Origin of the sequence: Mesorhizobium sp. M0062 (genome assembly GCF_040323125.1) — a bacterium.
Taxonomy (GTDB): domain Bacteria; phylum Pseudomonadota; class Alphaproteobacteria; order Rhizobiales; family Rhizobiaceae; genus Mesorhizobium.
Map to the genome: position 1 here is coordinate 1 of NZ_JAMYUO010000033.1, position 25831 is coordinate 25831.

Annotated in this window: 24 protein-coding genes; 13 read left to right on the forward strand and 11 right to left on the reverse strand. The window is 62.9% G+C overall.

Going from position 1 to position 25831, the window contains the following annotated elements:
• Positions 1-159: 159 nt before the first annotated feature.
• The 4 genes from NKJ64_RS27220 to gcvA all read right to left on the reverse strand — a co-directional run bounded on the left by NKJ64_RS27220 (position 160) and on the right by gcvA (position 5693).
• Positions 160-1464, reverse strand: a complete 1305-nt coding sequence (locus tag NKJ64_RS27220) for an ABC transporter substrate-binding protein (RefSeq protein ID WP_023671283.1) — start codon at positions 1462-1464, stop codon at positions 160-162.
• A gap of 152 nt (positions 1465-1616) precedes the next feature.
• Entirely contained in the window at positions 1617-3059 is a 1443-nt protein-coding gene (locus NKJ64_RS27225; RefSeq protein WP_352463623.1) for a hypothetical protein, read from the reverse strand.
• Between the two features lie 191 nt (positions 3060-3250).
• Positions 3251-4555, reverse strand: coding sequence for a nicotinate phosphoribosyltransferase (gene pncB, locus NKJ64_RS27230; RefSeq protein ID WP_023683568.1), 1305 nt, complete (start codon positions 4553-4555; stop codon positions 3251-3253).
• Between the two features lie 169 nt (positions 4556-4724).
• Positions 4725-5693 (reverse strand): transcriptional regulator GcvA, encoded by a 969-nt coding sequence (gcvA, locus tag NKJ64_RS27235; protein WP_023671280.1) that lies wholly within the window; start codon positions 5691-5693, stop codon positions 4725-4727.
• Between the two features lie 212 nt (positions 5694-5905).
• On the opposite strand from gcvA, the gene speB reads away from it, so the two are divergent.
• The 8 genes from speB (at position 5906) to NKJ64_RS27275 (ending at position 13093) form a co-directional block, all read left to right on the forward strand.
• Positions 5906-6967 carry an agmatinase gene (gene speB / locus NKJ64_RS27240; protein ID WP_023714542.1) on the forward strand — a complete coding sequence of 354 codons (1062 nt, stop codon included), beginning with the start codon at positions 5906-5908 and terminating at the stop codon, positions 6965-6967.
• Positions 6968-7050: 83 nt separating this feature from the next.
• Complete coding sequence (locus tag NKJ64_RS27245) at positions 7051-7845, forward strand: transporter substrate-binding domain-containing protein (RefSeq protein ID WP_352463624.1); 795 nt, start codon at positions 7051-7053, stop codon at positions 7843-7845.
• 6 nt (positions 7846-7851) lie between these two features.
• A complete protein-coding gene (locus NKJ64_RS27250) occupies positions 7852-8508 on the forward strand; it encodes an amino acid ABC transporter permease (protein ID WP_023683571.1) in 657 nt (218 codons plus the stop codon).
• Positions 8505-9152, forward strand: a complete 648-nt coding sequence (locus tag NKJ64_RS27255) for an amino acid ABC transporter permease (RefSeq protein WP_023671276.1) — start codon at positions 8505-8507, stop codon at positions 9150-9152. Before NKJ64_RS27250 ends, NKJ64_RS27255 begins: the two co-directional genes overlap by 4 nt.
• Positions 9153-9220: 68 nt before the next feature.
• Positions 9221-10309 carry an ABC transporter substrate-binding protein gene (locus NKJ64_RS27260; RefSeq protein ID WP_023671275.1) on the forward strand — a complete coding sequence of 363 codons (1089 nt, stop codon included), beginning with the start codon at positions 9221-9223 and terminating at the stop codon, positions 10307-10309.
• A 95-nt stretch (positions 10310-10404) separates the two neighbouring features.
• Positions 10405-11442 (forward strand): ABC transporter ATP-binding protein, encoded by a 1038-nt coding sequence (locus NKJ64_RS27265; RefSeq protein ID WP_023829338.1) that lies wholly within the window; start codon positions 10405-10407, stop codon positions 11440-11442.
• Positions 11439-12293, forward strand: coding sequence for an ABC transporter permease (locus NKJ64_RS27270; protein WP_023703699.1), 855 nt, complete (start codon positions 11439-11441; stop codon positions 12291-12293). The genes NKJ64_RS27265 and NKJ64_RS27270 overlap by 4 nt, the downstream gene beginning before the upstream one ends.
• Positions 12290-13093 carry an ABC transporter permease gene (locus tag NKJ64_RS27275; RefSeq protein WP_352443567.1) on the forward strand — a complete coding sequence of 268 codons (804 nt, stop codon included), beginning with the start codon at positions 12290-12292 and terminating at the stop codon, positions 13091-13093. The genes NKJ64_RS27270 and NKJ64_RS27275 overlap by 4 nt, the downstream gene beginning before the upstream one ends.
• 183 nt (positions 13094-13276) lie before the next feature.
• Here NKJ64_RS27275 and NKJ64_RS27280 read toward each other — a convergent pair whose 3' ends face one another.
• A complete protein-coding gene (locus tag NKJ64_RS27280; RefSeq protein WP_023815995.1) occupies positions 13277-14275 on the reverse strand; it encodes a LacI family DNA-binding transcriptional regulator in 999 nt (332 codons plus the stop codon).
• 243 nt (positions 14276-14518) lie between these two features.
• Between NKJ64_RS27280 and NKJ64_RS27285 the strand changes: the two genes are divergently transcribed.
• From NKJ64_RS27285 to NKJ64_RS27305, 5 genes are read left to right on the forward strand one after another with little or no spacing between them, the layout of a single operon-like run.
• On the forward strand, positions 14519-15511 hold the full coding sequence (locus tag NKJ64_RS27285) for an ABC transporter substrate-binding protein (protein ID WP_352463625.1): 993 nt from the start codon (positions 14519-14521) through the stop codon (positions 15509-15511).
• A 27-nt stretch (positions 15512-15538) separates the two neighbouring features.
• Complete coding sequence (locus NKJ64_RS27290) at positions 15539-16576, forward strand: ABC transporter ATP-binding protein (protein WP_023700444.1); 1038 nt, start codon at positions 15539-15541, stop codon at positions 16574-16576.
• Complete coding sequence (locus NKJ64_RS27295; protein WP_023703702.1) at positions 16573-17460, forward strand: ABC transporter permease; 888 nt, start codon at positions 16573-16575, stop codon at positions 17458-17460. Before NKJ64_RS27290 ends, NKJ64_RS27295 begins: the two co-directional genes overlap by 4 nt.
• Positions 17453-18244 carry an ABC transporter permease gene (locus NKJ64_RS27300; RefSeq protein WP_023703703.1) on the forward strand — a complete coding sequence of 264 codons (792 nt, stop codon included), beginning with the start codon at positions 17453-17455 and terminating at the stop codon, positions 18242-18244. The genes NKJ64_RS27295 and NKJ64_RS27300 overlap by 8 nt, the downstream gene beginning before the upstream one ends.
• Positions 18245-18258: 14 nt before the next feature.
• The gene (locus NKJ64_RS27305; RefSeq protein ID WP_352463626.1) at positions 18259-19179 is read left to right on the forward strand and encodes a phosphorylase family protein; all 921 of its coding nucleotides are present in this window, start codon (positions 18259-18261) and stop codon (positions 19177-19179) included.
• Between the two features lie 174 nt (positions 19180-19353).
• Here the strand turns inward: NKJ64_RS27305 and NKJ64_RS27310 are convergent, their stop codons facing one another.
• The 6 genes from NKJ64_RS27310 to NKJ64_RS27335 form a co-directional block, all read right to left on the reverse strand.
• Positions 19354-20757 carry an MATE family efflux transporter gene (locus NKJ64_RS27310; RefSeq protein ID WP_352463627.1) on the reverse strand — a complete coding sequence of 468 codons (1404 nt, stop codon included), beginning with the start codon at positions 20755-20757 and terminating at the stop codon, positions 19354-19356.
• A gap of 187 nt (positions 20758-20944) precedes the next feature.
• Positions 20945-21706 carry an SDR family NAD(P)-dependent oxidoreductase gene (locus tag NKJ64_RS27315; protein ID WP_023816001.1) on the reverse strand — a complete coding sequence of 254 codons (762 nt, stop codon included), beginning with the start codon at positions 21704-21706 and terminating at the stop codon, positions 20945-20947.
• Positions 21707-21734: 28 nt separating this feature from the next.
• On the reverse strand, positions 21735-22547 hold the full coding sequence (locus NKJ64_RS27320; RefSeq protein WP_023683576.1) for an ABC transporter permease: 813 nt from the start codon (positions 22545-22547) through the stop codon (positions 21735-21737).
• A complete protein-coding gene (locus NKJ64_RS27325) occupies positions 22547-23410 on the reverse strand; it encodes an ABC transporter permease (RefSeq protein WP_023816002.1) in 864 nt (287 codons plus the stop codon). The genes NKJ64_RS27320 and NKJ64_RS27325 overlap by 1 nt, the downstream gene beginning before the upstream one ends.
• Before the next feature lie 61 nt (positions 23411-23471).
• Complete coding sequence (locus tag NKJ64_RS27330; RefSeq protein WP_023683578.1) at positions 23472-24635, reverse strand: ABC transporter substrate-binding protein; 1164 nt, start codon at positions 24633-24635, stop codon at positions 23472-23474.
• Entirely contained in the window at positions 24616-25752 is a 1137-nt protein-coding gene (locus NKJ64_RS27335) for an ABC transporter ATP-binding protein (protein ID WP_023755456.1), read from the reverse strand. Before NKJ64_RS27335 ends, NKJ64_RS27330 begins: the two co-directional genes overlap by 20 nt.
• Positions 25753-25831: the final 79 nt, after the last annotated feature.

A 25831-nucleotide genomic window follows, 5' to 3' on the forward strand; every position in this document is an offset into this window, starting at 1 on the left:
CCCGGCCGCCCTCCCCCTCCCCTGGGGGGGTGGGTGCCCGCCCCGGGGGCGGGGGGGGGTTGGGCACGGGCCGGCGCGACCCCCACCCCGTCTCGCAAGCTTCGCAAAAGTGCGAAGCTTGCGTGCCGACCCTCCCCACAAGGGGGAGGGTAAGGCGCCTCACAGCGCCTGCGTCGTATAATCCCCTTCGGCCTCGTAAAGCCCGTCCTCGATCTTGGTCTTGTGGACGACCTTCATCTTGCCGCCTTCGACCTTGGAGATGTTCTGGATGCCAAAACACTGGTGGATCTTGCCGTTGAAGGTCTTCGGCCCCTGCGGATGCTCCGGCCCTTCGGCGAATTCGGTCAGCGCCTCGGTCGCCTCGACCAGCTTGGCGCGGTCTTCCGGGCCCTTGTAGCCGGCGTCTTCCATCGCCTTCTTGACGACATAGAGCGTCTCCCAGCAGCCGAACATGTGGGCGGCGGTGGAGACGTCCTTGGGGTCGCCGACGGCCGCGCCATTGTCGTCGATGCCGACAGCGGCGCGGTAGGCTTTCTGCGCGGCCGAGTCATTGGCCTGCGCATAGCGCGGCGAACCTTCCCAGAAATGGCTGCCGTCCAAAAATTCGAGGCCGGGGCTATTTATGTCGGTGGCTTCGAGCGAATCGATAAAGCCGAACAGCTGCGGCCGGTTGGAGCCGTAGAACTCGCCGAGTTCCTTGACGAAGGTGAGCACGGCGGGGCCGACCATGACATGGTAGATGACCTCGGTCTCGGCCGGGATCTGCGGGAAGTATTTGGTGAAAGACGACTCTGTCGGCGGGATGGCGATCTGGGCGATGACCTCGGCGCCTTGCGCCTTCAGCGCCGGCGGCAGGTAGTCGCGATGGTCGTAGCCGAAGGCGAAGTCGGGGAAGATCTGCGTCACCTTCTTGCCGGCATTGGCCGCGATCCATGGCGCCATCGACTGGATCTGGCTCTTCACATCGGTGATGCCGGGCTGGAAGACGTAGCGGTTGAGCTTGGTCGAAGCGACGTGGTGGCCTTCGCTGACGACGAAATAAGGGATCTTGTTTTCGCCGGCGGCCGGCGCCGAGCCGATCACCACATGCGAGAACAGCGTGCCGAAGACGATGTCGGTCTTGTGCTGGGTGGCGAACTTGCCGACCACCTCGGCGCCACGGCCGGGATCGGTGCCGTCATCCTCGATCACCAGTTCGACAGGCCGGCCGTTGATGCCGCCGGCGTCGTTGATCGCCTTGACCGCGGCGGCACTGGTCTTTTCATACCAGCGGCCATAGGCGGCGCCGATGCCGGTGCGGTGCGACTGGAAGCCGATCTTGATTGGCGCTGAACTCTGCGCCTGGCTGTAGCGGACGAAGCCGGGCGCGAGCGTCAGCCCGGCGCCGGCGGCGAGACCTTTCAGCGCGGTGCGGCGGCTAAGGGTGGATTTGGAGAGATCGAAAAACCCATTCTTGTCAGTCACGGCAGTTCCCCTGTTTTTGAGTTTTGACTGTCTGTAACGAGGCAAGGCCACTCCCTTGCAGGAGGGGCAGAAATTGCATGTGTACAAACTAAATCACCAAAGCACAGAGCTTGCAAGCGGGCTTTCCGCAAAGGCATATTGATCAGCTTGTCTCATCCGGCCGTCGGCGTGGCAAGCAACCACAGGCCGAAGATCGTGTAGGCAATCATCAGTATGGTGAGCGGCAACTGGCTGAGGGCGGCGCGCGATGGCACATGGTGCAGTCGCCAGGCCAGGCCATGGGCGACGAGCACCGCCAGCATGTGCCCGGCGATGATGATGCCGGCCTGCAGGTTCCACAGCCACCAGGCGGAGTCGGCGCCGGCGACGATGCCGGCCTCGATCTGCATGTCGGCGGCGCCGAACAGGTTCCAGCCCAGCGCGAACGGATCGGACAAAGCGGCGATCGCATACTGGCCGTCGACCAGCAGCGCCGTCAGATAGTGCGCGACATGATAGGCGAGCGCGATCGGCACGATCGACCAGACCAACAGCCCGGCGGCCTCGCCGTGGGAATGTCGGCTGCCGGCAAGGCGCTGGCCGAGGAGGACAGCCAGCAGGAATGCCGCCGCGAGCAGGACGAAGGTCAGCACGAGGCCAAAGCTGCTTATGCCGATGAGCGCCGTGCGGCCGGGATATTCCAGCGGGTTGATGCCGAACAGGCCGAGCCAGAAGAAGGTTTTCGACAGGCCGTCGAAGGACACCGATGACAGGCTGAGCAGCAGGAAGGCGATGCCGCTTGCCGGCGGGGGCGCTGCGCCGAGCAGTTTTGAGCCCGGCCAGCAGAGAGCGAGCCGCCCGTGTTCATCGCGCTCAACAAGGGCGAAGCGCGCCACCATGGCGAAGAACACCGTCAGGAATTCGCCGCGCCGGCTCCAATCGCGGTAGCCAAAGGCGAGCATGGCGATGAAGGTAAGCAACCAGTAGAGGCCGGCGACATAGGCAAGCCGCGCCGGGTCGTCGGGCGCCGGGTAGATCAGCTCGAACCAGGCGAAGGCGAAGAACAGGATAACGGCCGGCCAGCAGCCGAGCCATGAAGGCAAACGCGATTCCTGTCCCTCACGGCCACGAAACTTGAACATGCGGCTTTCGATCCGCCGCGGGCCATACCATGGATTCAGCCACGACCAGAGATCGCCGAACAGGCCTTGCGCGATGGCAAGGCCGACCCAGAGCAGCGTCCAGATGGTTAGCGGCAGCGGATTGGAGAGCGGGTCGCGGCTGCCGAACAGGCCGGCGGCGATGAGGGTTGCGAAGCCGGCAAAGGAGAGCAGGCTGATGATTGTGCGAGGGGTGTCGCTGAAGGTGAAAAGTTGCAAGCGGCGGCGCCAGAAACGGTCGAGGGCGTCGGGTGGCAGCAGGGCGAGGACGAGGAAGCTGACGGCGACGGCGAGCGCGCCGCCGGCGATATAGTAGCCGGTCGGGAGGAGGAGGACGTGGCCGCGGTCGGAGGCGTGGGCGAAGGCAGGGGTGGGGAGGAGTGTGAGGGTGGGGGAGCAGGCGACATATGTCAGCCTGACGCGATCCTTCACACCCCCCTCTGGCCTGCCGGCCATCTCCCCCGCAAGGGGGGAGATTGGATGTCGCCGGGGCTTTCGCCAACTTTCAAGGGTAAAGAAAGAGGCGCGGTACTCGATGCTGCCAATCTCCCCCCTTGCGGGGGAGATGTCCGGCAGGACAGAGGGGGGTGGGCGGCAACTCACGCTATCGCGATTTCCATTTCGTCCAGCAAGGCACCCGCCGACCCTCAAACCTTGACCAGCTGCTCCACGCGGTCCTTCGCCCCAAAAATCCGGAGATAGCGCTCGATCTCCTTCTTGTCGCCCGTCGCTTTCGCCGGATTGTCCGACAGCTTCACCGCCGGCCGGCCATTGGCCTCCGTCACCTTGCAGACCAGCGATATCGCATCCAGGCTGTTGGTTTCGGTCGGCGCGCAGCCTTCGAAATCGTTGGTGAGGTTGGTGCCCCAGCCGAAGGACATGCGCACCTTGCCCTTGAAGTGCCTGTAGGTCTCCTCGATGGTTTCGACCTCGAGACCGTCGGAGAAGATCAGCAGCTTCTGCCTGGGGTCCTTGCCCTTCTCGCGCCACCAGTCGATGATTTTTTCGCCGCCTTCGATCGGCGGCGCGCTGTCGGGGCGGAAGCCGGTCCAGTCGGCGACCCAGTCCGGGGCGTCGCGCAGGAAGGATGCGGTGCCGAAAGCGTCGGGCAGCACGATCAGCAGGTTGCCGCCGTAATAGCGCTGCCAGTCCTGCAGCACCTTGTAGGGCGATTCCTTCAATTCCTTTTCCGACTTGGCAAGGGCGGCAAAAACCATCGGCAATTCATGCGCGTTGGTGCCGAGCGCTTCGAGGTCGTTGTCCATGGCCAGCAGCACGTTCGAGGTGCCGGTGAAGGCTTCGCCAATGCCTTCCTTGAGCGCCTCGACGCACCAGCGCTGCCACAGGAAGGAATGGCGGCGGCGGGTGCCGAAATCGGAGATGCGGATGCCGGGCAGCGCCTTCAAGCGTTCGGTCTTGGCCCACATCTTCCCCTTGGCGCGTGCATAGAGCACGTCAAGCGCGAAGGGACCGAAGGCGCGCATGGCGGCGCGGGAACGAAGCTCATTGATGATCGCCAGCGCCGGGATTTCCCACAGGGTGGTGTACATCCAGGGACCGCTGAAGGAGAGCTCGTACTGACCGTCGCGCTTGGACAGCTCGTAGTCGGGCAGCCGAAAACCTTCCAGCCAGGCGAGGAATTCCGGCTCGAAGATCTGCTTGCGGCCATAGAAATTGTTACCGCCAAGCCAGATCATCTCCTTCTTGGAGAAGCGCAGCGTGCGGGCATGGTCGAGCTGGTCGCGCAATTCGCCTTCGTCGATGTCGTCGGCCAGGCGCACCGAGGTGGTGCGGTTGATCAGCGAAAAGGTGGCGTCGACCTTGGGGTACATGCCCCAGATCATCTGCAGCATCAGAAGCTTGTAGAAATCGGTGTCGAGCAGGCTGCGGACGATCGGGTCCAGCTTCCAGGTGTGGTTGTAGACGCGCCGCGCTATATCGGTTCTTGCCATGTCCTGCCGTCGCCTTCGCTGCTCACGTCTTTCTTACGCAATTCCGGACGGGAAACCGCCGCACAGTTTTCCTGGAATTGCCGGGCAAGAGCTTATTAGCATTGAATTTTTGAAAGCGCCTCCCGCTTTCCGGGCTGGCCCGACAAAAAGCAGCCGCTCAGGTCCAGCCTCAACTCTTGGCGCCCACCACCCGCAGCGCCGGACGCTTCCTGCGGCTGCCGATGCGGCCGGCCACCGGCGCGTCGGCCCGGCTGTCGGCCTGTTCCTTTTCGGCAAACAGCCAGTCGACGAACAATTGCACGATAGGCGCCGAACGCATCTCGTTGCGGCAGACGACGTAGAAATCATCGACCGCCGGCACCGACAGGCTGAACGGCGCCACCAGCAGGCCCCTGGCGAGCAGCATGCTGGCGGTGACGGAATCGCCGAGAGCCACGCCATGTCCGTGCACCGCGGCTTCGATCGCCGTACGGGCGTCGCCGAGATGGTGGCGGCGGCCACGTTCGAGGTCGAGCCCATCGGCGGCGGCCAGCCAGGTGTGCCATTCGCGGCCATCATCGCCATGCAGGATGACATGGCCAGCAAGATCCCGGCAGATGCGGAGCGGCCGGTTGTTGATCAGCGTCGGGCTGACCACCGGGAACAGTTCGAGGCCCGACCATTTGCGCATCCAGCAATCGGTCCAGCTGCCGTCGCCATAGAGCACGCAGACATCGACCTGTGGGGCGCGGATGTCCTTGGGGTCGTTGGACGGGATCAGCGTCAACCTGATATCAGGATATTGCGCCATGAAGCTGCCGAGCCGCGGCGTCATCCACAGAAGCAGCAGCGCCGGCACGCAGGAGACCGACAGCGTACCGGCGCTGGCTGGCCTGGTCATGCGCTGGGTGGCGGCGGCGATGCCGTCGAAGGCGGTCGAGACCGCCGGCAGCAATTCGGCGCCGTGCGGGGTGAGCTTTACCCGCTGTCCGGTGCGTTCGAACAGTTTTACGCCGAGTGATTGCTCGAGCGCCTTGATCTGGTGGCTGATTGCGCCGTGGGTGACGTTGAGCTCACTCGCCGCCTTGGTCAGCGAGGCATGCCGCGCCGTCGCCTCGAAGGCGCGCAAGGGATTCAAGGGGGGCAGACGCTTGGCCATGAGCAACCGGATACTCTGTGAGATTTTCTCACAATCAGCACCGTAACAATATCAATTGATTTTTCAATGCGGCTGCCGGACACTTTGGCAGGTCAACAGCATCAATGACGTGAAATCTACAGGCAGCCAGCGGGACAGCGACCCGGCCGGATGATGGTCAGTTCGCAGATGTCGCCACGGCCGCATGCATCAGCCCGCAGGAGGAGACCGACATGGGTTATGACAGAGGCAAGCTGGAAGCCTTGCGCCGCAAGTATGGCGAGAGCCATGGCGGCGAGATGTTCGACCCGAAGTTCCGCAAGGTCGCGGACAAGATCTTCTCCAAGAGCGGCACAAGGCTGGCGCCCTATGCCGGCATCCCCACCTTCCTCGCCGCGCCCTACCGTGAAATCGCTGCCGACAATCCGGATTTCGGCGATTTGCAGGTGGCGATCATCGGCGTGCCGATGGATCTCGGCGTCACCAACCGGCCCGGCTCGCGCTTCGGGCCAAGGGCGCTGCGCGCCATCGAGCGCATCGGCCCTTACAATCATGTGCTGGAATGCGCGCCGACGCATGAGCTGCGCGTCGCCGACATCGGCGATACGCCGTTCCGCAGCCGCTACCGGCTGGAGGTCAGCCACGAAGATATCGAGCGCCGCACCAACCAGATCGTCGATGCCGGCGTGCTGCCGCTCTCGGTCGGAGGCGACCACTCGATCAGCCATCCGATCCTGAAGGCGGTCGGCAAAAAGGCGCCGGTCGGCATGATCCATATCGACGCTCATTGCGACACAAGCGGGCTGTTCGACATGACCAAGTTCCATCATGGCGGACCGTTCCGCAACGCGGTGCTGGACGGCGTGCTCGACCCCACCCGCACCATCCAGATCGGCATCCGCGGCTCGGCGGAGTATCTGTGGGAGTTCACCTATGAATCCGGCATGACGGTCGTGCATGCCGAAGAGGTGACGGGTCTCGGCATCCCGGCCATCATCGAGAAGGCGCGCAGAATAGTCGGCGACGGCCCGACCTACATTTCCTTCGACGTCGACAGTGTCGATCCGGCCTTCGCGCCAGGCACCGGCACGCCGGAAATCGGCGGCCTGACGACGCGCGAAGTGCTCGAACTGCTGCGCGGCTTGAAAGGCCTCAACATCGTCGGCGGCGACGTCGTCGAGGTGGCGCCGCAATATGACGCGACCACCAACACCGCCCATGTCGGCGCCCAGGTCCTGTTCGAGATCCTGAGCCTGATGGTGTTCAGCCCGGCGATCACCGGCAAGGGGGCCTGACGGATTTCACATGCAAAGGCGGCCGCCGCGCTGGAGCCGGCGGCCGTTTCCAAAACAAACAAGCTTCCAGAAGGGGAATACCAATGACAATCCAAATGAAATCAACCATCGCCGCCGCGCTGATGCTCGCCGGCCTCGGCTTCGCCGCCCAGGCCAATGCCGACGCCGTCGACGACATCACCAAGGCCGGCGCCATCAATGTCGGCATCTTCTCCGACTTTCCGCCCTTCTCCTCGGCCAGCGCCGATATGAGCATCAAGGGTTACGACGTCGACGTCGCGCAGGCGATCGCCGATTCACTCAAGGTGAAGCTCAATCTGGTCAGCGTCACCGGCCAGAACCGCATCCCGTATCTCACCGACAAGCGCGTCGATATCCTGATGAGCGTCGGCTATTCCAAGGAGCGCGAGGAGGTGATCGATTTCGCCGCCGCCTATGCGCCCTACTACATCGCCGTCATCGGTCCGGCAGCGCTTTCGATCAAAGGCAAGGAAGATCTCGCCGACAAGTCGATCGCCGTCAATCGCGGCACGCTCGAGGATACGTCGTTGACCGAAGCGGCGCCGTCATCGGCCGACATCAAGCGCTTCGACAACTACAATTCCGTCATCCAGGCCTTCATCTCCGGCCAGACCCAGCTGATGGTGGTCGGCAATGATGTCGGCGCGCAGGTGCTGGCCAAGCAGGACGCGCTGAAGCCGGAGCAGAAGTTCCAGCTTTTGACCTCGCCTTCGCATATCGGCCTCAACAAGAAAGAGGACCGGCTGAAGACGGCGGTCAATGATGCGGTTGCCAAGATGCTGGCCGACGGCAAGCTCGACGAGAGCTCGAAGGCCTGGCTGAAGACGCCGCTCAATCCCGACAACCTCAAGGATTGAGTTCTCGTGGCCTTTGCCTGGCTCCCAGGTGCTGTGGGCGACATCGCGCGCGGCGCGGCCACGACGATCCTGTTGATCGTCGTGACCACGCTCGTGGGCACGCTGCTCAGCATCCTGGGCGCTGCCGGCCGGCGCAACGGCCCGGTATTCGTGAAGCGCGCCATCGCGGTCTATGTCGAGGTGATGCGCAACACGCCGTTCCTGGTGCAGCTGTTCTTCATCTTCTTCGGCCTGCCCAGCCTCGGCATAAGGCTCGACCCGATCCTGGCCGCCATGCTGGCAATGACGCTCAACATGGCGGCCTACACCATTGAAATCGTCGGCGCCGGTCTCGATGCCGTGCCCGGCGGACAGACGGAAGCCGCCTTGGCACTCGGGCTTCGGCCACGCCAGGTGTTTGTCAAGATCGTGCTGCCGCAGGCGCTCAAGGTGATCTATCCGGCGCTGACCAGCCAGATCGTCATCATGATGCTGGAATCGGCCGTGGTGTCGCAGATCGCCGTGCGCGAGCTGACCTATGAGGCCGACATGCTGCAAGCCCGCACCTTCCGGTCCTTCGAAACCTATTTCGTCGTGACCTTGGTCTACCTCGTCCTGTCCATGGCCTTGCGCCGGCTGCTGGTCACAGGCGGGCGCCGCGTGTTGGGGGCAGGTGTCACATGATCGAATTCACCTTCTGGGACATCGTTCGCAATCTGCTGCTCGCCGCCCGCTGGACGGTGCTGTTGTCGCTGGCGGCCTTTGTCGGCGGGGCGGTGGTAGGGCTGATCGTGCTGTTCTTCCGCATCGCCGAAAATAAATGGAGCCGGCGCATCGCTTCCGGCTACATCGCCCTGTTCCAGGGAACGCCGCTGTTGATGCAGCTGTTCCTGATGTTCTTCGGCCTGCCGATGCTCGGCCTGCGCATCGAGCCATGGACGGCAGCGGTGCTCGGCCTGACCTTCTTCGCCAGCGCCTATCTGGCCGAGATCTGGCGCAGCGGCGTCGATGCGCTGCCGCGCGGGCAGTGGGACGCTGGCGCCAGCCTTGGGCTGCACCGTCTGCAGGAGCTCAGGCTGATCATCCTGCCGCAGGCGTTCTCGATCACAAGGGCACCGATCGTCGGCTTCCTGGTGCAGTTGATCAAATCGACGGCGCTGACCTCGATCATCGGCTTCGAGGAGCTGGTCAGAACCTCCAACGCCATCAACAACGCCACCTTCGAACCGTTCAAGGTCTACGGGCTGGTGGCGCTGATCTTCTTCGTCATGTGCTTTCCACTGACGCAATACGCCCGTACGCTCGAACAACGAGCGGCGGCCCACTGACGCCAGGCGGCGACAGTGCGTGAAGGGAACCTGCCGGAATAGAACGGCATCAACTGAGGAGAAACCAGATGAACAGACTGATTGGAAAATCCCTGACACGGCGCGGCGTGCTTGGTGCGGGCCTCGCTACAGCCGGCGTGCTCGCCATGCCGTCGATCCTGCGCGCGCAGGACAAGTCGCTGAAGGTCGGCGTCTATGGCGGCTATTTCAAGAAATCCTTCGACGAGCACGTCTTCCCCGATTTCACCAAGGCCACCGGCATTGCAGTGGAATCGGTCGCCGAGCCGACCGGCGAAGCCTGGCTGGTGCAGCTCGAACAGGCGTCCAAGGCAGGCCAGGCGCCGGCCGACCTTTCGATGATGTCGCAGACCTCGACGCTGAAGGGCCAGTCGACCGAATTGTGGACGCCGCTCGATACGTCGAAGTTCAAGCACTACAATGACCTCTTGCCGCGCTTCGTCAACAAATATCCGGATGGCCGTGTTGCTGGCATCGGCGCCGTCGCCTGGTGGATCACGCTGGTCTCCAACACCGACGTCTACAAGGATGCGCCGACCTCATGGGAGACGCTGTGGGACAAGGCCAATGAGGACAAGCTCGGCCTGCTGGCGCTTGCCTCGAACTCGTTCCTGCTCGAAGTGACGGCCAAGACCTTCATGGGCGGCACCAATGCGCTCGACACCGAGGACGGACTGAACAAGGCGTTCGAAAAGCTCGCCGAGCTCAAGCCGAATGTCCGGCTGTGGTATCGCGACGAGGCGCAGTTCGAGCAGGCGCTGAAGTCGGGCGAGATCCCGATGGGCCAGTATTATCACGACGTCACCGGCCTCGCGGTCGCCGACGGCTTCCATGTCCGCTCGACCTTCCCGAAGGAAGGCGGCATCCAGGACTCCGGCAATTGGGTGCTGTCGCGCGCCTCGACCAAGGTCGACGAGGCACATGCATTCATCGACTATATGAGCCAGCCGTCAATGCAGGGCCTGATGTCGCGCAAGGTCGGCACCACGCCGACGCTGAAGAAGGAGGTGCTTGATCTCAAGCCGGAAGAGTTCGCCGCGGTGTCGTCGGATATCGATCCGATCATCCCGCGCTATGACCTCTATACGTCGAAGGCCGACTGGATCAACCAGAAGTGGACCGAGCTCATCGTCGGCTGAGCCGTTCGATCCGCTTAAAAACTGATCGGCCGCCGGACCTCTTCCGGCGGCCATTTCCTGGAATTGCTCCAGCGCACAGCCTGAGAGGGATGAGCATGTCCGGACTAGATATCAACGCCGTCACCAAAAAATTCGGCAACTTCGCCGCCGTCGACAATGTCCAGCTCAACGTGCCGCATGGCATGTTCGTGTGTCTGCTCGGCCCATCGGGCTGCGGCAAGACCACGCTGCTGCGCATGATTGCCGGACTGGAGGAGCCGACCAGCGGCGCCATCGTCCTCGACGGCGAGGACATCACGCCTTTGCCGACGCACAAGCGCAATCTCGGCATGGTGTTCCAGTCGCTGGCCCTGTTTCCGCATCTCTCTGTTGGCGACAACATTGCCTATGCGCTGCGCATTCGCGGCGCCTCGAAGGAGGAGCAGAAGAAGCGCGTCGACGAGTTGCTGGGCCTCACCCATCTGACCGGCTTTGCCGACCGCCCGGTGGCCAAACTGTCGGGCGGTCAGCGCCAGCGCGTGGCAATTGCACGGGCCTTGGCGCTGTCGCCGAAACTGTTCCTGCTCGACGAGCCGCTGTCGGCGCTCGACGCCAAACTGCGCGAGGCCATGCAGGTGGAACTGCGCCAGTTGCAGCAGCGGTTGGGCATCACCACCATCGTCGTCACCCACGACCAGCGCGAAGCCATGACCATGGCCGACCTCGTCGTCGTCATGGGCCACGGCAGGATCCTGCAGGCGGCGCCGCCGATCGAGATCTACCGCAAGCCGGCCGACGCCTTCGTCGCCGACTTCATCGGCATCACCAATCTGCTGCCGGCCGAGATCGACAGCACCGGGCGCACCACCATTCTGGGCACAGCCATTCCAGGTCTTGCCATGCCGGCGGGTCAGACTAAAGCGTCTGTATCGGTCCGCCCCGAGGATGTGCATCTCGGCAGCCCCGGCGGCTCGGCCATCACCGGCGAGGTGAGTTTCGTGCGCGATCTCGGCGGCACCATCGAGACCTTCGTCGACGTCGGCGGCACCAGCATCATTGCGGTGACGACGCCGCGCGAGCGGCATGACGTGCCGGTCGGCGCCAAGGTCGGCGTCACACTGCCGCCGGCAAGCTGCGTGGTGCTCGGCGCATGAGACGCGAAGCGCCGAAGTCGATAGCCGACTACACGCCGCTGTTCTTTCCGGCGCTGATGCTGATCGTCTTCTTCGTCGTGCCGTTCTCGACGATGATCGCGGTGAGCTTCTTCAAGCGCAACCCGTCCGGTTTCTACACGCCGGATTTCGTGTTCGACAATTACGCCCGCTTCCTGTCGGTGTTCTTCGGCGGCGTGCTCGGCTTTTCGCTGCTGCTGGCGGTGCTGGTCGCCGTCTGCTGCGTGGCCATCGCCTTTCCCTTCACCTACCTTTTGACCCGTCGGCCGCGCCGTGTGCAGACGCTGTGGCTGGTCGGCCTGCTGTCGGTGCTGTCGCTGTCGGAAGTCATCATCGGCTTTGCCTGGTCGACGCTGTTTTCGCGCACCGCCGGCATCACCAATCTGTTCGTGGCGATCGGGCTGATGGACAAGCCGGTGGCGCTGCTGCCGACCTTTGGCGCGGTGCTGACCGGCATGGTCTACCAGGCGCTGCCCTATACGATCCTGGTGCTGTACCCCGCCCTCGTGCGCCTCGACCCGACATTGCTCGAGGCAGCGCGCACGCTCGGCGCCTCGCCGATCCGCGCCTTCTTCAACGTCGTCGCGCCGGCATTGCGCAACACCATTGTGGCGACACTGATCATGGTCTTCGTGTTCGCCCTCGGCTCGTATCTTTTGCCGCAGATTCTGGGACGGCCGCAACACTGGACGCTGTCGGTGCTGATCACCGACCAGGCGATCTACCAGTCCAACATGCCGTTCGCGGCCGCAATGGCGGTGTTCCTGGTGCTGATCTCGCTGGCGCTGGTCGGATTGACACTGCTCGTCGGAAGAAGGGAGAACGCCCTATGACCGCGACCTTGCTGCGCCGTGTCTATTTCACCATCGTCGCTTTGTTCCTGGCGGCGCCGCTGATCGTCGTCGCCGGCGTGTCGGTGAATTCGCGGCAGGAGCTCAGCTTCCCGCCGGTCGGCTTCTCGCTCGCCTGGTACGCCCAGATCTTCACCGATCCGGAATGGCGGCTGGCGCTGATCCATTCTGTGACGCTCGCCGTCTGTTCGGCGGCGATTGCCGTTGCGGTGGCGCTGCCGCTGGCCTGGTTCCTGTGGCGGCGCATCGCGCCCTGGGCAAATATCTTTCAGCTGCTGGGGCTTGCCCCCTTCATCCTGCCGCCGGTCATCACAGCGCTCGGCTTCCTCTCCTTCTGGGCGACGGTCGGGCTGTTCGGCCAGTTCTTCACCGCCATCATCAGCCACGCCATCTTCTTCGTGACGCTGCCGCTGGTGACGCTGTCGCTGGGCTTTGCCTCGATCGACCGCTCGCTGGTAGAGGCCGCCGCCACCATGGGCGCCGACGACCGCACAGTGCTGAAAACCGTGGTGCTGCCGTTGATCCTGCCCTACCTCGTCTCGGGCTACGCCTTCGCCTTCGTCTTGTCGCTCAACGAATACATCGTCGCCTACATGACGATCGGCTTCACCACCGAGACGCTGCCGATCAAGATCTTCAACGCGCTGCGCTATGGCTACACGCCGACCATGGCTTCGGTGTCGGTGTTCTTCGTCGCGGTGGCGGCACTGGTGTTCGGCTCGATCGCCAGGTTCGGCGATATTCGCAGATTGCTCGGCGCGATGTCGTCCGACGGGAGCTGAGCGCAATCATTCTAAGTAACAGCACCAGTACAGCACCCCTCGATCGCTGCTCAGACCACCAATGCCATGAAGGTGCTGAGTGCACCCTATGCACTCGCGCAGGCGGCAGCTTCGCGCCTCATCTCGGACTCAGGGGTGAACCTAAGTGCTCCTCGAAAGCGGACAACTGACTTCTTCGCCCGACTATTCGCCAGGGTCGAACTCACCTTTGAACAAGACCGTCTCCACCGGCCCGAGGGGATTGACGATCCGGCTCTCCAGGACTTCGACAAGTTTGCGTCCGACACCCGCTATGTCCACGAAATGAACGCCGATCTTCGCAGGCAAGAAACGTGACAGCCGCGTGCTGTCCCGAGTGACAATGTGGATGTCACTCCCTGGCGCGAGACCTCTTCTGCCAAGAGCGTGTAGTGCCCCCAGAAGGCCCAGTTCGTTGGCGCAAGCCAAGCCCGTCGGCGGATCTGACCAGGCCAGCATGCGATCGAACCAGGCTGCGCTCGATTCCATGGTGAACATTCCATGACCGATCAGCGACTGGTCGATCGGAATACCAGCCTCGGCCATTGCCCTTCCATACCCGGAAAGACGCATGGCACTCGCCTGGTCGCCCGGAACGAGAAGTTGCAGCGCAATGCGTCGGCAGCCCTTGTCCATGAGCCGCCGGGTCGCCTCGTAGGCAATCTGTTCATTGTCGATGTCGACATAAGGATATGCTGTATCCAGGTCAGTTCTTCCAAACGCGACGAATGGCATGCCTCTATCCAGCAATAGCTTAACGCGTGGATCACCCGAGACCATGCGCGTGATAATCAGTCCGTCTGTGCTGCCCGCCTGAAGCTGTCGCTGCACACTCTCGATGGGGTCATCATCGGGCGTGGTGGAGTAGATGGATAGACTATAACCCGCTTGCCGCGCCGCCAGCGTCATGCCTTCGATTAACGGAAGCTTCAACAGATCGGACAGGTGATCTTGTGTTTCCATCGGGTAGATTGCTGTCATCGTCAGCGTGCGGCCAGTTTTGAGCGCGAAGCCATGATGATTTGGCACATAGCCGACCCGCTGCGCCACTTCCTTGACGCGAGCGATGGTGGCGGGATGAACCTCCGGCCCATCCTTCAGCGCGCGGGATACGGTGGTCACCGAAAGGGAAAGTTCCGCCGCGATCTGTTTCAGGTTGGTCATGTCGCCCGACCTCATTTGCGAAAGCGCCGGCTGATTTGCTGACTTCCACTACGTGACCGAATTCCACCTCACGGTCAATCCAAGCTCTCGCTAAAGCAGCTTGACTCTCCTGCAATTGGATGCAATCGTAACGTTACGATTGGCAATAATTGGCCATTTTTAGCGCGTCTCAACAAATTCTAGGGAGGAGAACCTATGTCTTGGTTACGCATTTCATTGACGGCATTCGCATTCTCGGCCGCCGTGCCGGTCTATGCCCAATCAGTCACCCTCACGACCGCGGGCGGCGATTATGGCAACGCCATGAAGGAAGCCATGTGGGCCCCCGCTGCAAAAGAGCTTGGCTATGCTGTCCGCGAGGAGACCCTCAGCGACGGCTTGGCCGCCCTGAAGATGCAGGTTACCTCGGGCGCGGTCACAACCGACGTCATTCACCTGGGCTCACCGGAGGGCGCGCAGGCCGCCGCACAGTCGCTGCTGGAGCCGCTCGACTACACGATCATCGACCCAAAGGCCGTGCCGGACGGCGCAAAGTCCGACTACTGCTATCCATTCGACTCCTATGGCACCGTCTTGTCGTGGAACACCAAGACCTATGGCGAAAACCCGCCGAAGACATGGGCGGAGTTCTGGGACGTTGCCAAATTCCCCGGCCGTCGTGCGCTGCGTGCCAATGCCCAGGACTCGATCGAGATCGCGCTGCTCTCCGATGGCGTAGCACCGGCGGACGTCTATCCCGTTCTCAGCACGCCAGAGGGTCTGGATCGCGCTATCAAGCGGCTCGAAGCACTCAAGCCAAATGTCGCCGTTTGGTGGACCTCGGGAGCGCAGTCGGCGCAGTTGCTGAAAGATGGTGAGGCGGATTTGGTCGTTACCTGGAACGGGCGGGCCCAAACCGTAAAAGCAGATGGCGGCGCGGCCGACTACACGTTCAAGGGTTCCGTCATTGGCACCGACTGTCTTGCGGTGCCGAAAGGGGCGCCGAACAAGGAAGCAGCTATGAAGCTCATCGCAGCGATGACACAGCCCGCGCGCGTGGCGAAGCTGACCGACTTCATAGCCTATGGCCCGGTCAATCCTGCTGGCTATGAGGGTGGCCTTATCCCCGAGGACCGTCTCAAGACGCTGGCGACCGCGCCTGAAAATGCCGGCACTTCGGTGTTTTCGAATTCAGAATGGTGGGTCAGGAATGGCGAGGCTGCCCAAAAAGCCTTCGATGAGATGATGGCCCGCTGAGTCTCAGCTCTAAGGCTTGAGCACATGATGAAGTCGCTCCCGATCACCATCGACAGCGTGCGCAAGACCTATGGATCTTACGTCGCGCTGGACGATGTCTCGCTCGACATTCGGGCTGGCGAATTCCTCACGCTGCTGGGGCCATCGGGATCGGGCAAGACCACGCTGCTCATGGCTCTGGCCGGCTTTGTCCGGCCGGATTCCGGTAGACTTCTGTTGGGCGATCGCGACATTACCCGCCTGGCCCCGAACAGGCGCAACATCGGCATAGTCTTCCAGAACTACGCCCTGTTTCCCCACATGAACGTTCTGGCAAATGTTGAGTATCCGCTGGTGCTGCGCAAGGTACCGAAAGCCGACGCCCGCCAGCGGGCGCTCGACACTTTGGACCGCGTGAAGCTCGAAGGTTTGGCGGAGCGCAACATTGCCGCATTGTCCGGCGGCCAGCGCCAGCGGGTTGCGTTAGCGCGGGCGATCGTCTTCGAGCCGCGCGTGATGCTGATGGACGAGCCGTTGTCGGCGCTCGACAAGAATTTGCGCGAAACCATGCAGTACGAGATCCGGCGTCTGCACGATGATCTGGGGATCACCACGATTTATGTGACGCATGACCAGCGCGAAGCACTGATCATGTCAGACCGGGTCGCGGTGATGAATTCCGGCCGTATTCAGCAGATCGACACGCCACAGCGGATTTATGATCGTCCATCGACCCGCTTTGTCGCGGAGTTCATGGGTGAGGCCAACATTGTGGCCCCGGGCGCGGTGCGCAGAATAGACGGCGCCGATGCATCAAGCGAAGCTCTGATGATCCGCGCCGAAAGTTTCCATCTTGATGCGAAGCTCGTCGGGCGAGACGGGGTGGCGCTCGAGGGAACGCTGCGCGCCAAGGCGTTTCGCGGCGAGAACTGGCTTTTGACGCTGGCGCTTGACGGCGGGCAAGAGATTCTTGTCTGCGTTCCGGCGGCGATGGCCAGCGGCTGCGGCGAGCTTGCCACCGGTCAGCGAGTGACCGCATATGCACCGGCAGCGAAAGTTCACGCGATACCGGGAGCAGGAGCGTGACCGTCATCGCCGATCCTGCGCTCGCGGCAGACGCACGACGCGAGCGGCGGTTCTTCCTGTCGCTTTCAGTGCCCGCGCTTTTGATCGTTGGGCTGGCGGCGATCCTGCCCATCGTCTGGATTATCCGGCAATCCTTCCTCACCACAGCGGGTGAATACACCGTCGGCAACTACGAGAAAGTGCTTTCGAGCGGACTGACATGGTCGGCACTCGTCACCACCCTTGAGCTGTCCGTGGGCACGCTGGCGATCTGCATTCTACTCGGTACCCCCTTGGCGCTCGCCCTGGCCAGCACCAGACCAAGGGTGGCCAATTTGCTGATGGCCTTCGTCATGCTGCCGTTGTGGACCTCCATTCTGGTGCGCACGTATGGCTGGCTCGTTCTGTTGCGACGCGATGGCCTGATCAACGCGGCTTTGACCGGTTCAGGCCTGACAGCTGAGCCCTTGCCGCTGGTCTACAACTTAACGGGAACGCTCATCGGCATGGTTCACTACATGCTGCCGCTCTTCCTGCTGCCCGTTTATGCGGCGATGCGCGATATCGATGCAAACCTCGTTCGCGCGTCGGCGAGCATGGGCGCCACGCTCGGACAAACGATCCGCACGGTCATTCTGCCGCTTTCGGCCGGCGGCATCTTCTCGGGTTCGATCATCGTCTTCATTTACACCATAGGGTTCTTCATCACGCCCGCGGTGCTTGGCGGCGGCAAGGTGAACCCTCTTTCCACCCGGATCGAGCGCACGCTATCGACCTTCCAGGATTGGGGCTCGGCGAGCGTCCTGGGCATCCTGCTCCTCGTACTAATGGCGTTGGTGGGGGTGATGTTCCTGGCTGCGCGGCGGCTGATTGCCGGACGCAGCATCGGCACAGCCCATGCTTGAAGCCTATCCAGATAGCAGGCTGGCCCGCATCCTCCTGTGGAGCTTTTGCGCGCTCGTTATGGCGTTCCTGATGCTGCCGACGCTCGTCGTCGTGCCGCTCTCTTTTTCGGCGTCTAATCTTTTGGAGTTCCCGCCGCGCGCATACTCGTTGCGCTGGTACGAGGCTTTCTTCGGTTCGGCGGCATGGATGGCCGCACTCAGGACGAGCCTGATCCTTGGCACATTGACGGCTATGATCGCAGTGCCCCTGGGGCTGCTGGCCTGCATTTCGATAAATCGGCTCGGCGGAAAGGCCGCCATTGCCATTCAGGGTATTCTGCTAACCCCTTCTATCGTGCCGGGAATCCTGCTCGCGATTGGTCTCTTCTTTGTTCTGGCGGCCCAACGTCTGGTCGGAACGCTGTTCGGTGTCCTGGTCGGACATGTGGTGCTGGCCATTCCGGTCGCCTGCATTGTGTTGGTGCCCGCCTTGGCCCGCTTTGACTGGAACCAGGTTCAGGCGGCGCGCAGCCTGGGCGCAAACTGGGCAAGAGCCATTGGCGGAATAATTGTCCCCCAACTTCGGATAAGTCTGTTGTCGGCCACGCTGATGGCCTTCCTGACCTCGCTCGATGAATCCGTCATTTCGATCTTCGTCGCGAGTGGTCAAAACAGCACGCTGCCGAAGCTCATGTTCCTGTCGCTGCGCGATCAGATCGACCCGACCATTGCGGCGATTTCGACCTTGTGGACCGTCATCGTCGTGGTCGTTGTCCTCGTCGTGACCCTTCGCCAAAAATCCTGACCGAGATTGGAAACATGCCCAACAATCATCATGCAGCCGACGATCTGGCGGATCATTCAACGGACATACCCCAGGTGGGGTTGGCGATCATCACCGGCTCGGCGAATTGGGGTCTCGCCTTTCCGGAAGATGTCGAAGTCGATGGCGTCCGCACCTTGCAACGAGACATGAGTTTCGAAACCCCTTTCGGTCCCAGCGACAATTGGAAACTGCTCGAATTCGATGCATCTATTACCGTCGAGGGCAAAACGAAACGTGCCCTGTGCATGTATTCGCACGGCAATCCCCGAGACCATATCGACCATTCCTGTCATCGCCGCGCGTTCTGGGTGTTGATGAAAGCGGGTGTAAGGCAAGTGCTGGCCTGCTCGACTGTTGGCGCCGTCAACAAGGCGATCCAGCCCGGCGACATAGTCGTAAACGCCGATATCATCGAACTGTCGCAGACCCCGTTTTCACTTCTGCCTGGCCGCCAGAGCTTCGACTGCTCGGGCAAGCAGATCGTATGTCCAAGATGTGCGGCATTGTTGGCCGAGACCGCCCGGCGCCATTGGCCAGCCGGATGCCGCGTCCATGGCATCGAGCAGCAGTTGGTGGCTGCCCACTGCTACGGGCCGCGACTGACAACTCCCGCCGAAGCTCTGGCGTATCGAAACATGGGAGCGGACGTGCTCAACCACTCGATCGCCCCTGAGGCCACCTTATCGCGCGAGATCGGCGCCTGTTTCGTGCCCCTTGCGTTCGTCACGGCCGGCTTCAACGACTATATGGACCGCGAGCGCCAGAAATTGCTGCAGGAGCACGTGCTGCCGAGCCTCTCTATGACAGCCTCGCGGGTTGCGCTGGAGACCGCGGCGCGACTTCCGGCCAATCCGGAATGCTCTTGCCACGGCTTGAAGTCGCCCCAACCGGCAGAGCGTTCTACCCGGTTCTGAAAAGCAGCGAGAGTCTGGGATCGTTCACTCGCAACGATGCTCGCGTCGAACTGAGAGTCCGCTTTTGAAGATCCCACGCCCGAAGCGTTCGGCCGCTTCCGGTCCAAAAGGCGACACCAGACATCTGCTCTGCAGTGACTGCTTCGGGCAGCTGACGGACCGCTTGGTGCGTCTTCAATGGCTGAAGACGAGCGGCGGCGCAATCTTATCCCGCCGCAGCCAGCGCGCGAGCAGCAGCACCGCCACCACGGCCAGACCTGACGCCAGGCCGATCCAAATGCCGACGCCGTGCAGGCCGAAATGGAAGGCGAGCAGCACGCCGAGCGGCAGGCCGATGCCCCAATAGCCGATCGCGGCATAGATCATCGGCACCTTGGTGTCGTGCAGGCCGCGCAGCATGCCGGCGGCAACGGCTTGCGCGCCGTCGAAGATCTGGAACAGTGCGGCAAAGGCCAGGAACGACACGGCCAGCGCGATCACCCTGGCATTGGCCGGATCGGTCATGTCGATGAAGGCGCTGATCAACAGATGCGGCCACAGCACCATCACCAGCGCCATCAGCGCCATGGACGAGACGCCGATGACGAAGGCGGTCCAGCCAGCGCGCGAAACGCCTGCCGGATTGCCTGCGCCATGCGCCAGCCCGACACGCACGGTGACCGCCTGGTTGAGGCCGAGCGGCACCATGAAGGAGATCGAGGCGATCTGGATGGCGATGGCGTGCGCGGCGAGCGAATCCGCATCGATCAGGCCCATCAGCAGGGCTGCGGCGTTGAAGATCGTCACCTCGAAGGCGAGGATGCCGGCGATCGGCATGCCGAGCCGCAGCAGACCCTTGAAGCGCGGCCAGTCGGAGCGCCAGAAGCGGCCTAACAGGCGGTAGCGGCGAAACTTCTTCTCCAGCATCACCACGGCTGCCAGGCCGCAGAACATCAACGTGCTCGACAGCGTGGTCGCCAGCCCCGAACCGGCAATGCCCATTGAGGTGACGCCGAGATTGCCAAACATGAACACCCAGTTGAAGAAGGCGTTGCAGGCGACGGCGACGAAGACGATGATCAGCGCCCAGCCCGGCCGCTCCAGCGCCGAGATGAAGGAACGCAGCACGATATAGCCGTAGAAGGGCAGCACCGCCCATTCCAGCCAGCGCAGATAGATGCCGGCCTGATGTGCCAATGCCGGCTCCTGGCCCATGGCCAGCAGAATGGCCTCGCCATGCCACAGCACCATCCAGATCGGGATCGAGATCAGGATCGCCAGCCACAGCCCTTGCCGCACGGTGCGGCGCAAATCGCGCACCGAATAGCGGCGGCGGCCAAGCTCGGTGGCGATCATCGGCGAGGTCGCCAGCATCAGGCCGAGGCCGAAGATCAGCGGCATGAAATAGAGGTTGGCGCCGAGCGCGCCGCTGGCCAGCGTGTCCGCGCCCAGACGCCCCATCATCATGACGTCGGTGGCGGTCATCGCGGTCTGGCCGAGATTGGTGAGCACCATCGGCCAGGCCAGCGCCAGCGTCGCCCTGATTTCCTGACGCCAAAGATTTTCCGGCGCACGAGCGCCGGCTTCGATCGCAGACATTGTCCTGCTCTTTCCGATTGCGGCGCGTCGGCAACGAGGCCGGAAGCCGCACTTCCAAACGGCAAAACCTTCGGTTTCGCAGCGTTTGCGTCGTTCTATTGGACGAAATGCGGCATGAAGGCAAGGGAGGACGGGCAGCCGGCGATTGAGCCAGAAGCGGGAACCCTCCTATCCGGCTGCCCTTGGATCAGCCGATGCTTTCGCCGCCGTCGATCACCAGTGCCTGGCCGGTCATGAAGGATGAGCGGTCGGAGACGAGGAACAGGATCGCTTCTGCGATCTCTTCGGCGCTCGCCCAGCGGCCCATCGGAATCTTGGTGCGGACATAGGTTTCGATCGCCTCGCGTCCGCCCATCTGGGCGATGAACGGCTCGTTGAAAGGCGTGTCGACCCAGCCCGGGCAGAGCGCGTTGACGCGCACATTGTGGCGGGCATAGTCGAGCGACATCTGTCTGGTCATCGCCACCACCGCATGTTTGGACGTGGCATAGGCGATCATCTCGCGGTCGTAGAAGACGCCCGAATTCGAAGCCGTGTTGAGGATGACGCCGCCGCCTTGCGCGACCATCGCCGGCATGGCCAGCCGCGCGGCCAGGAACTGCGCCCGTACATTGATGCGCCAGGACGCATCCATGCCATCGACCTCGACCTCGGTCAGCGTGCCGCCGACCTGGATGCCGGCGTGATTGTGCAGGATGTCGATGCGGCCATACTTGCCGAGCGTGCCTGTGATGAGCTGCCCGACCGCCGCGTCGTCAGAGACGTCGGTGACAATCGCCTCGGCCTGCCCGCCCACTGCCCGGATGTCCGCCGCCGTGGTCTCGCCGCTGGCCAGATCCCGGTCGGCGATGACCACCAGCGCGCCTTCCCTGGCCATGATCATGGCGCCGGCGCGGCCGATGCCGGAACCGGCGCCCGTCACCACGGCGATGCGGTCTTTGAGGAGCATGAATTTGTCTTTCAGCTGGATGGCTTGTTCAGTTTGACGGCTGGCGCTGGCGCAGCTGCCATTGGGCAAGCACCACCAGAAGAACCGAGGCGACGAGCACGATGGTGGCGATGGCGTTGATTTCCGGCGTCACGCCGCGCCGGATCGAGGCGAAGACATAGATCGGCAGCGTCGTCTGCGCGCCGGCGACGAAGAAGGCGACGATGAAATCGTCGAAGGAGAAGGTGAAGGCGAGCAGGAAGCCGGCGATCACCGCCGGCATGATCTGCGGCAGCACGATCGAGCGAAACGTCGTCAGCGGCGTGGCGTAGAGATCGCTCGAGGCCTCGACCAGGTTGCGGTCGAGGCTGGCGAGACGCGTGCCGACGATTATCGTCACCAACGCCATCGAAAACAGGCCGTGGGCGGCGATGATCGATCCATAGCCGAGCGACAGGCGCGGCGGCTGGTCGTTTGGCCAGATCGAGGCGAGGAACGGGTTGAGCACGCCAAACAACTGGACCAGCGCGACGAGCGTCGAGATGCCGATGACGACGCCGGGAACGACGATCGCGGCACCCATCAGCGCGTCGAAGACGGCGCGGGTTCTGAGCCCGACCCGCGCCAGGCCGAGTGCGGCTGCCGTGCCGCACACCGCCGCCAGAAGCGCGCTGGTGGTGGCGATGAACAGGCTGTTCTTCAATGCCTCGACCAGGAACGGGTTCGACAGCGCCGTGCCGTACCACTGCACCGAAAAGCCGGTGAACTCGCTGGCATGGCGGCCGGCGTTGAAGGAAAACAGCACGACCAACGCAATCGGCAGATAGAGGAAGGCGAAGACGGCTGTGACGAAGGCGCGCATCAGATCAGATCCACCCTGCGGGCGCCCGACACCCGCGTCGAGATGCGGTTGGCGGCAATCAGCACCACCACCGAAACCGCCACCAAGGTGATGGCGATGGCCGATCCGAACGGCCAGTTGCGCGACTGCAGGAACAGGTCGACCAGCGCGTTGCCGATGAAGAACACCTTGCCACCGCCAAGCAGCGTCGGGATCAGGTATTCGCCAAGCAGCAGGATCATGACCAGCGAGAAGCCGGTCATGACGCCCGGCAGCGACAGCTTCAGCGTCACGCCTAGGAAGGTCGAGAGCGGCGTCGCGCCGAGATCGGCAGAGGCTTCCAGCAGCCGTCGGTCGAGCCGCTCAAGACTGACATAGATCGGCAGGATCATGAGCGGCAAATAGCCATAGACGATGCCGAGCAGCACGGCGCCCGGCGTGTTGATCAGCCTGACATCCTCGGTGCCGACAAAGGCCAGCAGTGCGGGAATGCCGCGTCCGCCCAGAATGTACATCCAGGCATAGGTGCGCATCAAAAGGCTGGTCCAGAACGGAATGACCACGAGCGCCAGCAGGATCAGCCGCCAGCGTTGCGGCGCCTTTAGGGCAAGGTAGTAGGCGACAGGGTAGGCGACGAGCAGGCAGGCAAGCGCGCCCACCGGCGCCAGCATCATCGTGTTCCAGAAGGCAGTCGCCCGCGCCGGGAGGTTGGCATATTGCGCCAGCGTGAAGGCGGCCTGGTAGCCGCCCTCCGGCGCCCGCTCGCCGACGCTGAACACGGCAATGGCGACGAACGGCAACACCAGAAACACCACCAGCCACGCTGTAGCCGGAGCGAGCAGCAGCGCTGTCAGGATGTTATACCGAAATCTGTTGCCGTGCATGGAACCCGCCCCGATGCCGGCGGACATAGGCCCGCCGGTTTCCGTTTGCGTCAGGCCAGCCTCAAGCCGACTTGAAGCGCGCCATCAGCTCGGCGCGACCCGGATCGGTCAGTGTTGCCGCCGCGCCGAACTCAAGCGGTGTCAACAGGTCGGCCGCCGGGTAAAGGATCGGATTGTCGAGCACTTCCTTGGGCAGCAGCTTGTTGACGCGTGCGTCGGTCGAGGGCGCGCCGTTGGCGAGATGCTCCTTCACAGCAACCTCCGGGGTCATCAGATAATTGAGCAAGGCATAGCCGGCCGGCTTGTTCGGCGCGTCCTTCGGGATGGCGTAGAAGTCGGTCCAGATCTCGCCGCCCTCCTTACCCAGCACATAGGCGATCTCCGGGATATCGCGATGCAGCTGTGCGCCATCATTCGTCCAGCACATGGTCATCCAGGCGTCGCCCGCCCGCATGCCCGGCTGGTAGTCCGAAGAGACCGCGAACAGATGCGGCTTGACCTTGAGCAGCAGTTCCTCGGCCTTGGCGAGTTCGTCCTGCTTCAGCGAGTTGAAGGAATAGCCGTAATATTTCAGCGCGTTGCCGATGGTGGTCAGCTGGTAGTCATGCACCATGGTGCGGCCATCACCCTCAGCCATGGCGACGTCCCAGAATTCCTTCCAGCTCGTCATCGGCTTGGCCAGCTTCTTGGTGTTGACGGCAAAGCCCGTGGTGCCCCAGTTCTTCGGCACCGCGTAGGTCGTGCCGTCGATCGTGCCTTCCGAGGTGAAGCGCGGGTCCTCCTGGGAGCCGTCGAAATTCGGCAGCTTGGCCATGTCGAGCGGATCGATGATGCCGAGTTTCTTGTAGGTCGAGATCGTGTAGTTGGTCGGCACGAACAGGCTCCAGCCCGAGGCGCCGGCCTGCAGCTTGGCAAGCATCTCCTCATTGGAGCCGAATACGTTGACCTCGACGGCGACGCCGGTGTCCTTCTTGAAATTCTCGAAGGTCTGCGGGTCGTGATAGTTCGGCCAGGTGGCGATCGACATGCGGTCGCCGAGGTTTTCGGCGGCGAAGGCCGGCGTCGGCATGATGCCGAGCTCGCGCGCCATCACCGCGGTTGCGATGCCCAGGCCGGTGAGGCCGAGGAAATCGCGGCGGCCGATCGAGCCGCGCTTCAAACGCATCAGTTGGTCGACGAAGTTCTCAGGGCTTATCGGCAGTCCGTCACGATATGATTTCGACATTTTTTGCTACCCTCTGGTTGGTCCCGTTGTTCTTGGTCTCCGGAAACGCCAGCGGCGTCCCGGAGGCAAAGCCGATGGCGACGGGTTCACCCGGCTTGAAGAGATTGCCGTGGCCGATCACATGGTCGGCCTTGGCCAGCAGCGTTCCGATGCCCTGGACCTCGATGGCGTATTCCGCGGTCGAGCCCAGAAATATCCGGTTGCGGACGATGCCCTTGAACAGGCTGCCTTCCGTGGCGCCGAGGCTTAGCGATTCAGGGCGCAGGCTGACGGAAACGGCCTCGCCCTGCTGCAAGGCAGTTCGTTTGCGCGCCGCAATGACGGTGCCGTCGGCGAGCGCCACATTCACCAGATCGCCGGTATGCCCGGCGACCTTGCCGCTCAACAGATTGGTCTTGCCGACGAAATCGGCGACGAACAGGTCGGCCGGCTCGTCATAGATTTCACTTGGCTGGCCGAGCTGGACGATGCGGCCGCCGTTCATGACGCAGACGAAGTCGCTCATCGACAGCGCTTCCTCCTGGTCGTGGGTGACCAGCACGAAGGTGATGCCGATTTCACGCTGCAGGTTCTGCAACTCGATCTGCATGTCGGTGCGCAGCTTCTTGTCGAGCGCCGCCAACGGCTCATCGAGCAAAAGCACCGCCGGCTTGTTCACCAGCGCGCGCGCCAGTGCGACGCGCTGCTGCTGGCCGCCGGAGAGTTCGTGGATCTTGCGGCTGCCATAGCCGGCAAGCCGCACCATTTCGAGCGCCTCGCCAGCGCGTCGGCCGATTTCCTGCGACGACAGGCGCGGCCTCGCCTGGCGTAGCCCGTAGGACACATTGGCTTCCACATCGAGATGCGGAAACAGCGCGTATTGCTGGAACACCATGTTGACCGGGCGGCGATAGGGCGGCGTGCCGGCCATGTCCTGGCCGCGGATGAACACCTGGCCTTCGCTCGGCTGTTCGAAGCCGCCGATCATGCGCAGGCATGTCGTCTTGCCGCAGCCGGACGGTCCGAGAAGGGCGACAAAGGCGGAGGGCGGCACAGCCAGATCGATGCCGCTGACAGCGGTCACGGCGCCATAGCGCTTGGTGACGCCGCGAAACTCGATGTCGGGCACTGCGGTCAAAGTGCTGGCTCCAGCAACAGGGCTATTTCAGGACGCTACCAGAGCCAATGGCGGCTAGTATATACCTCGCAGGTGGTAT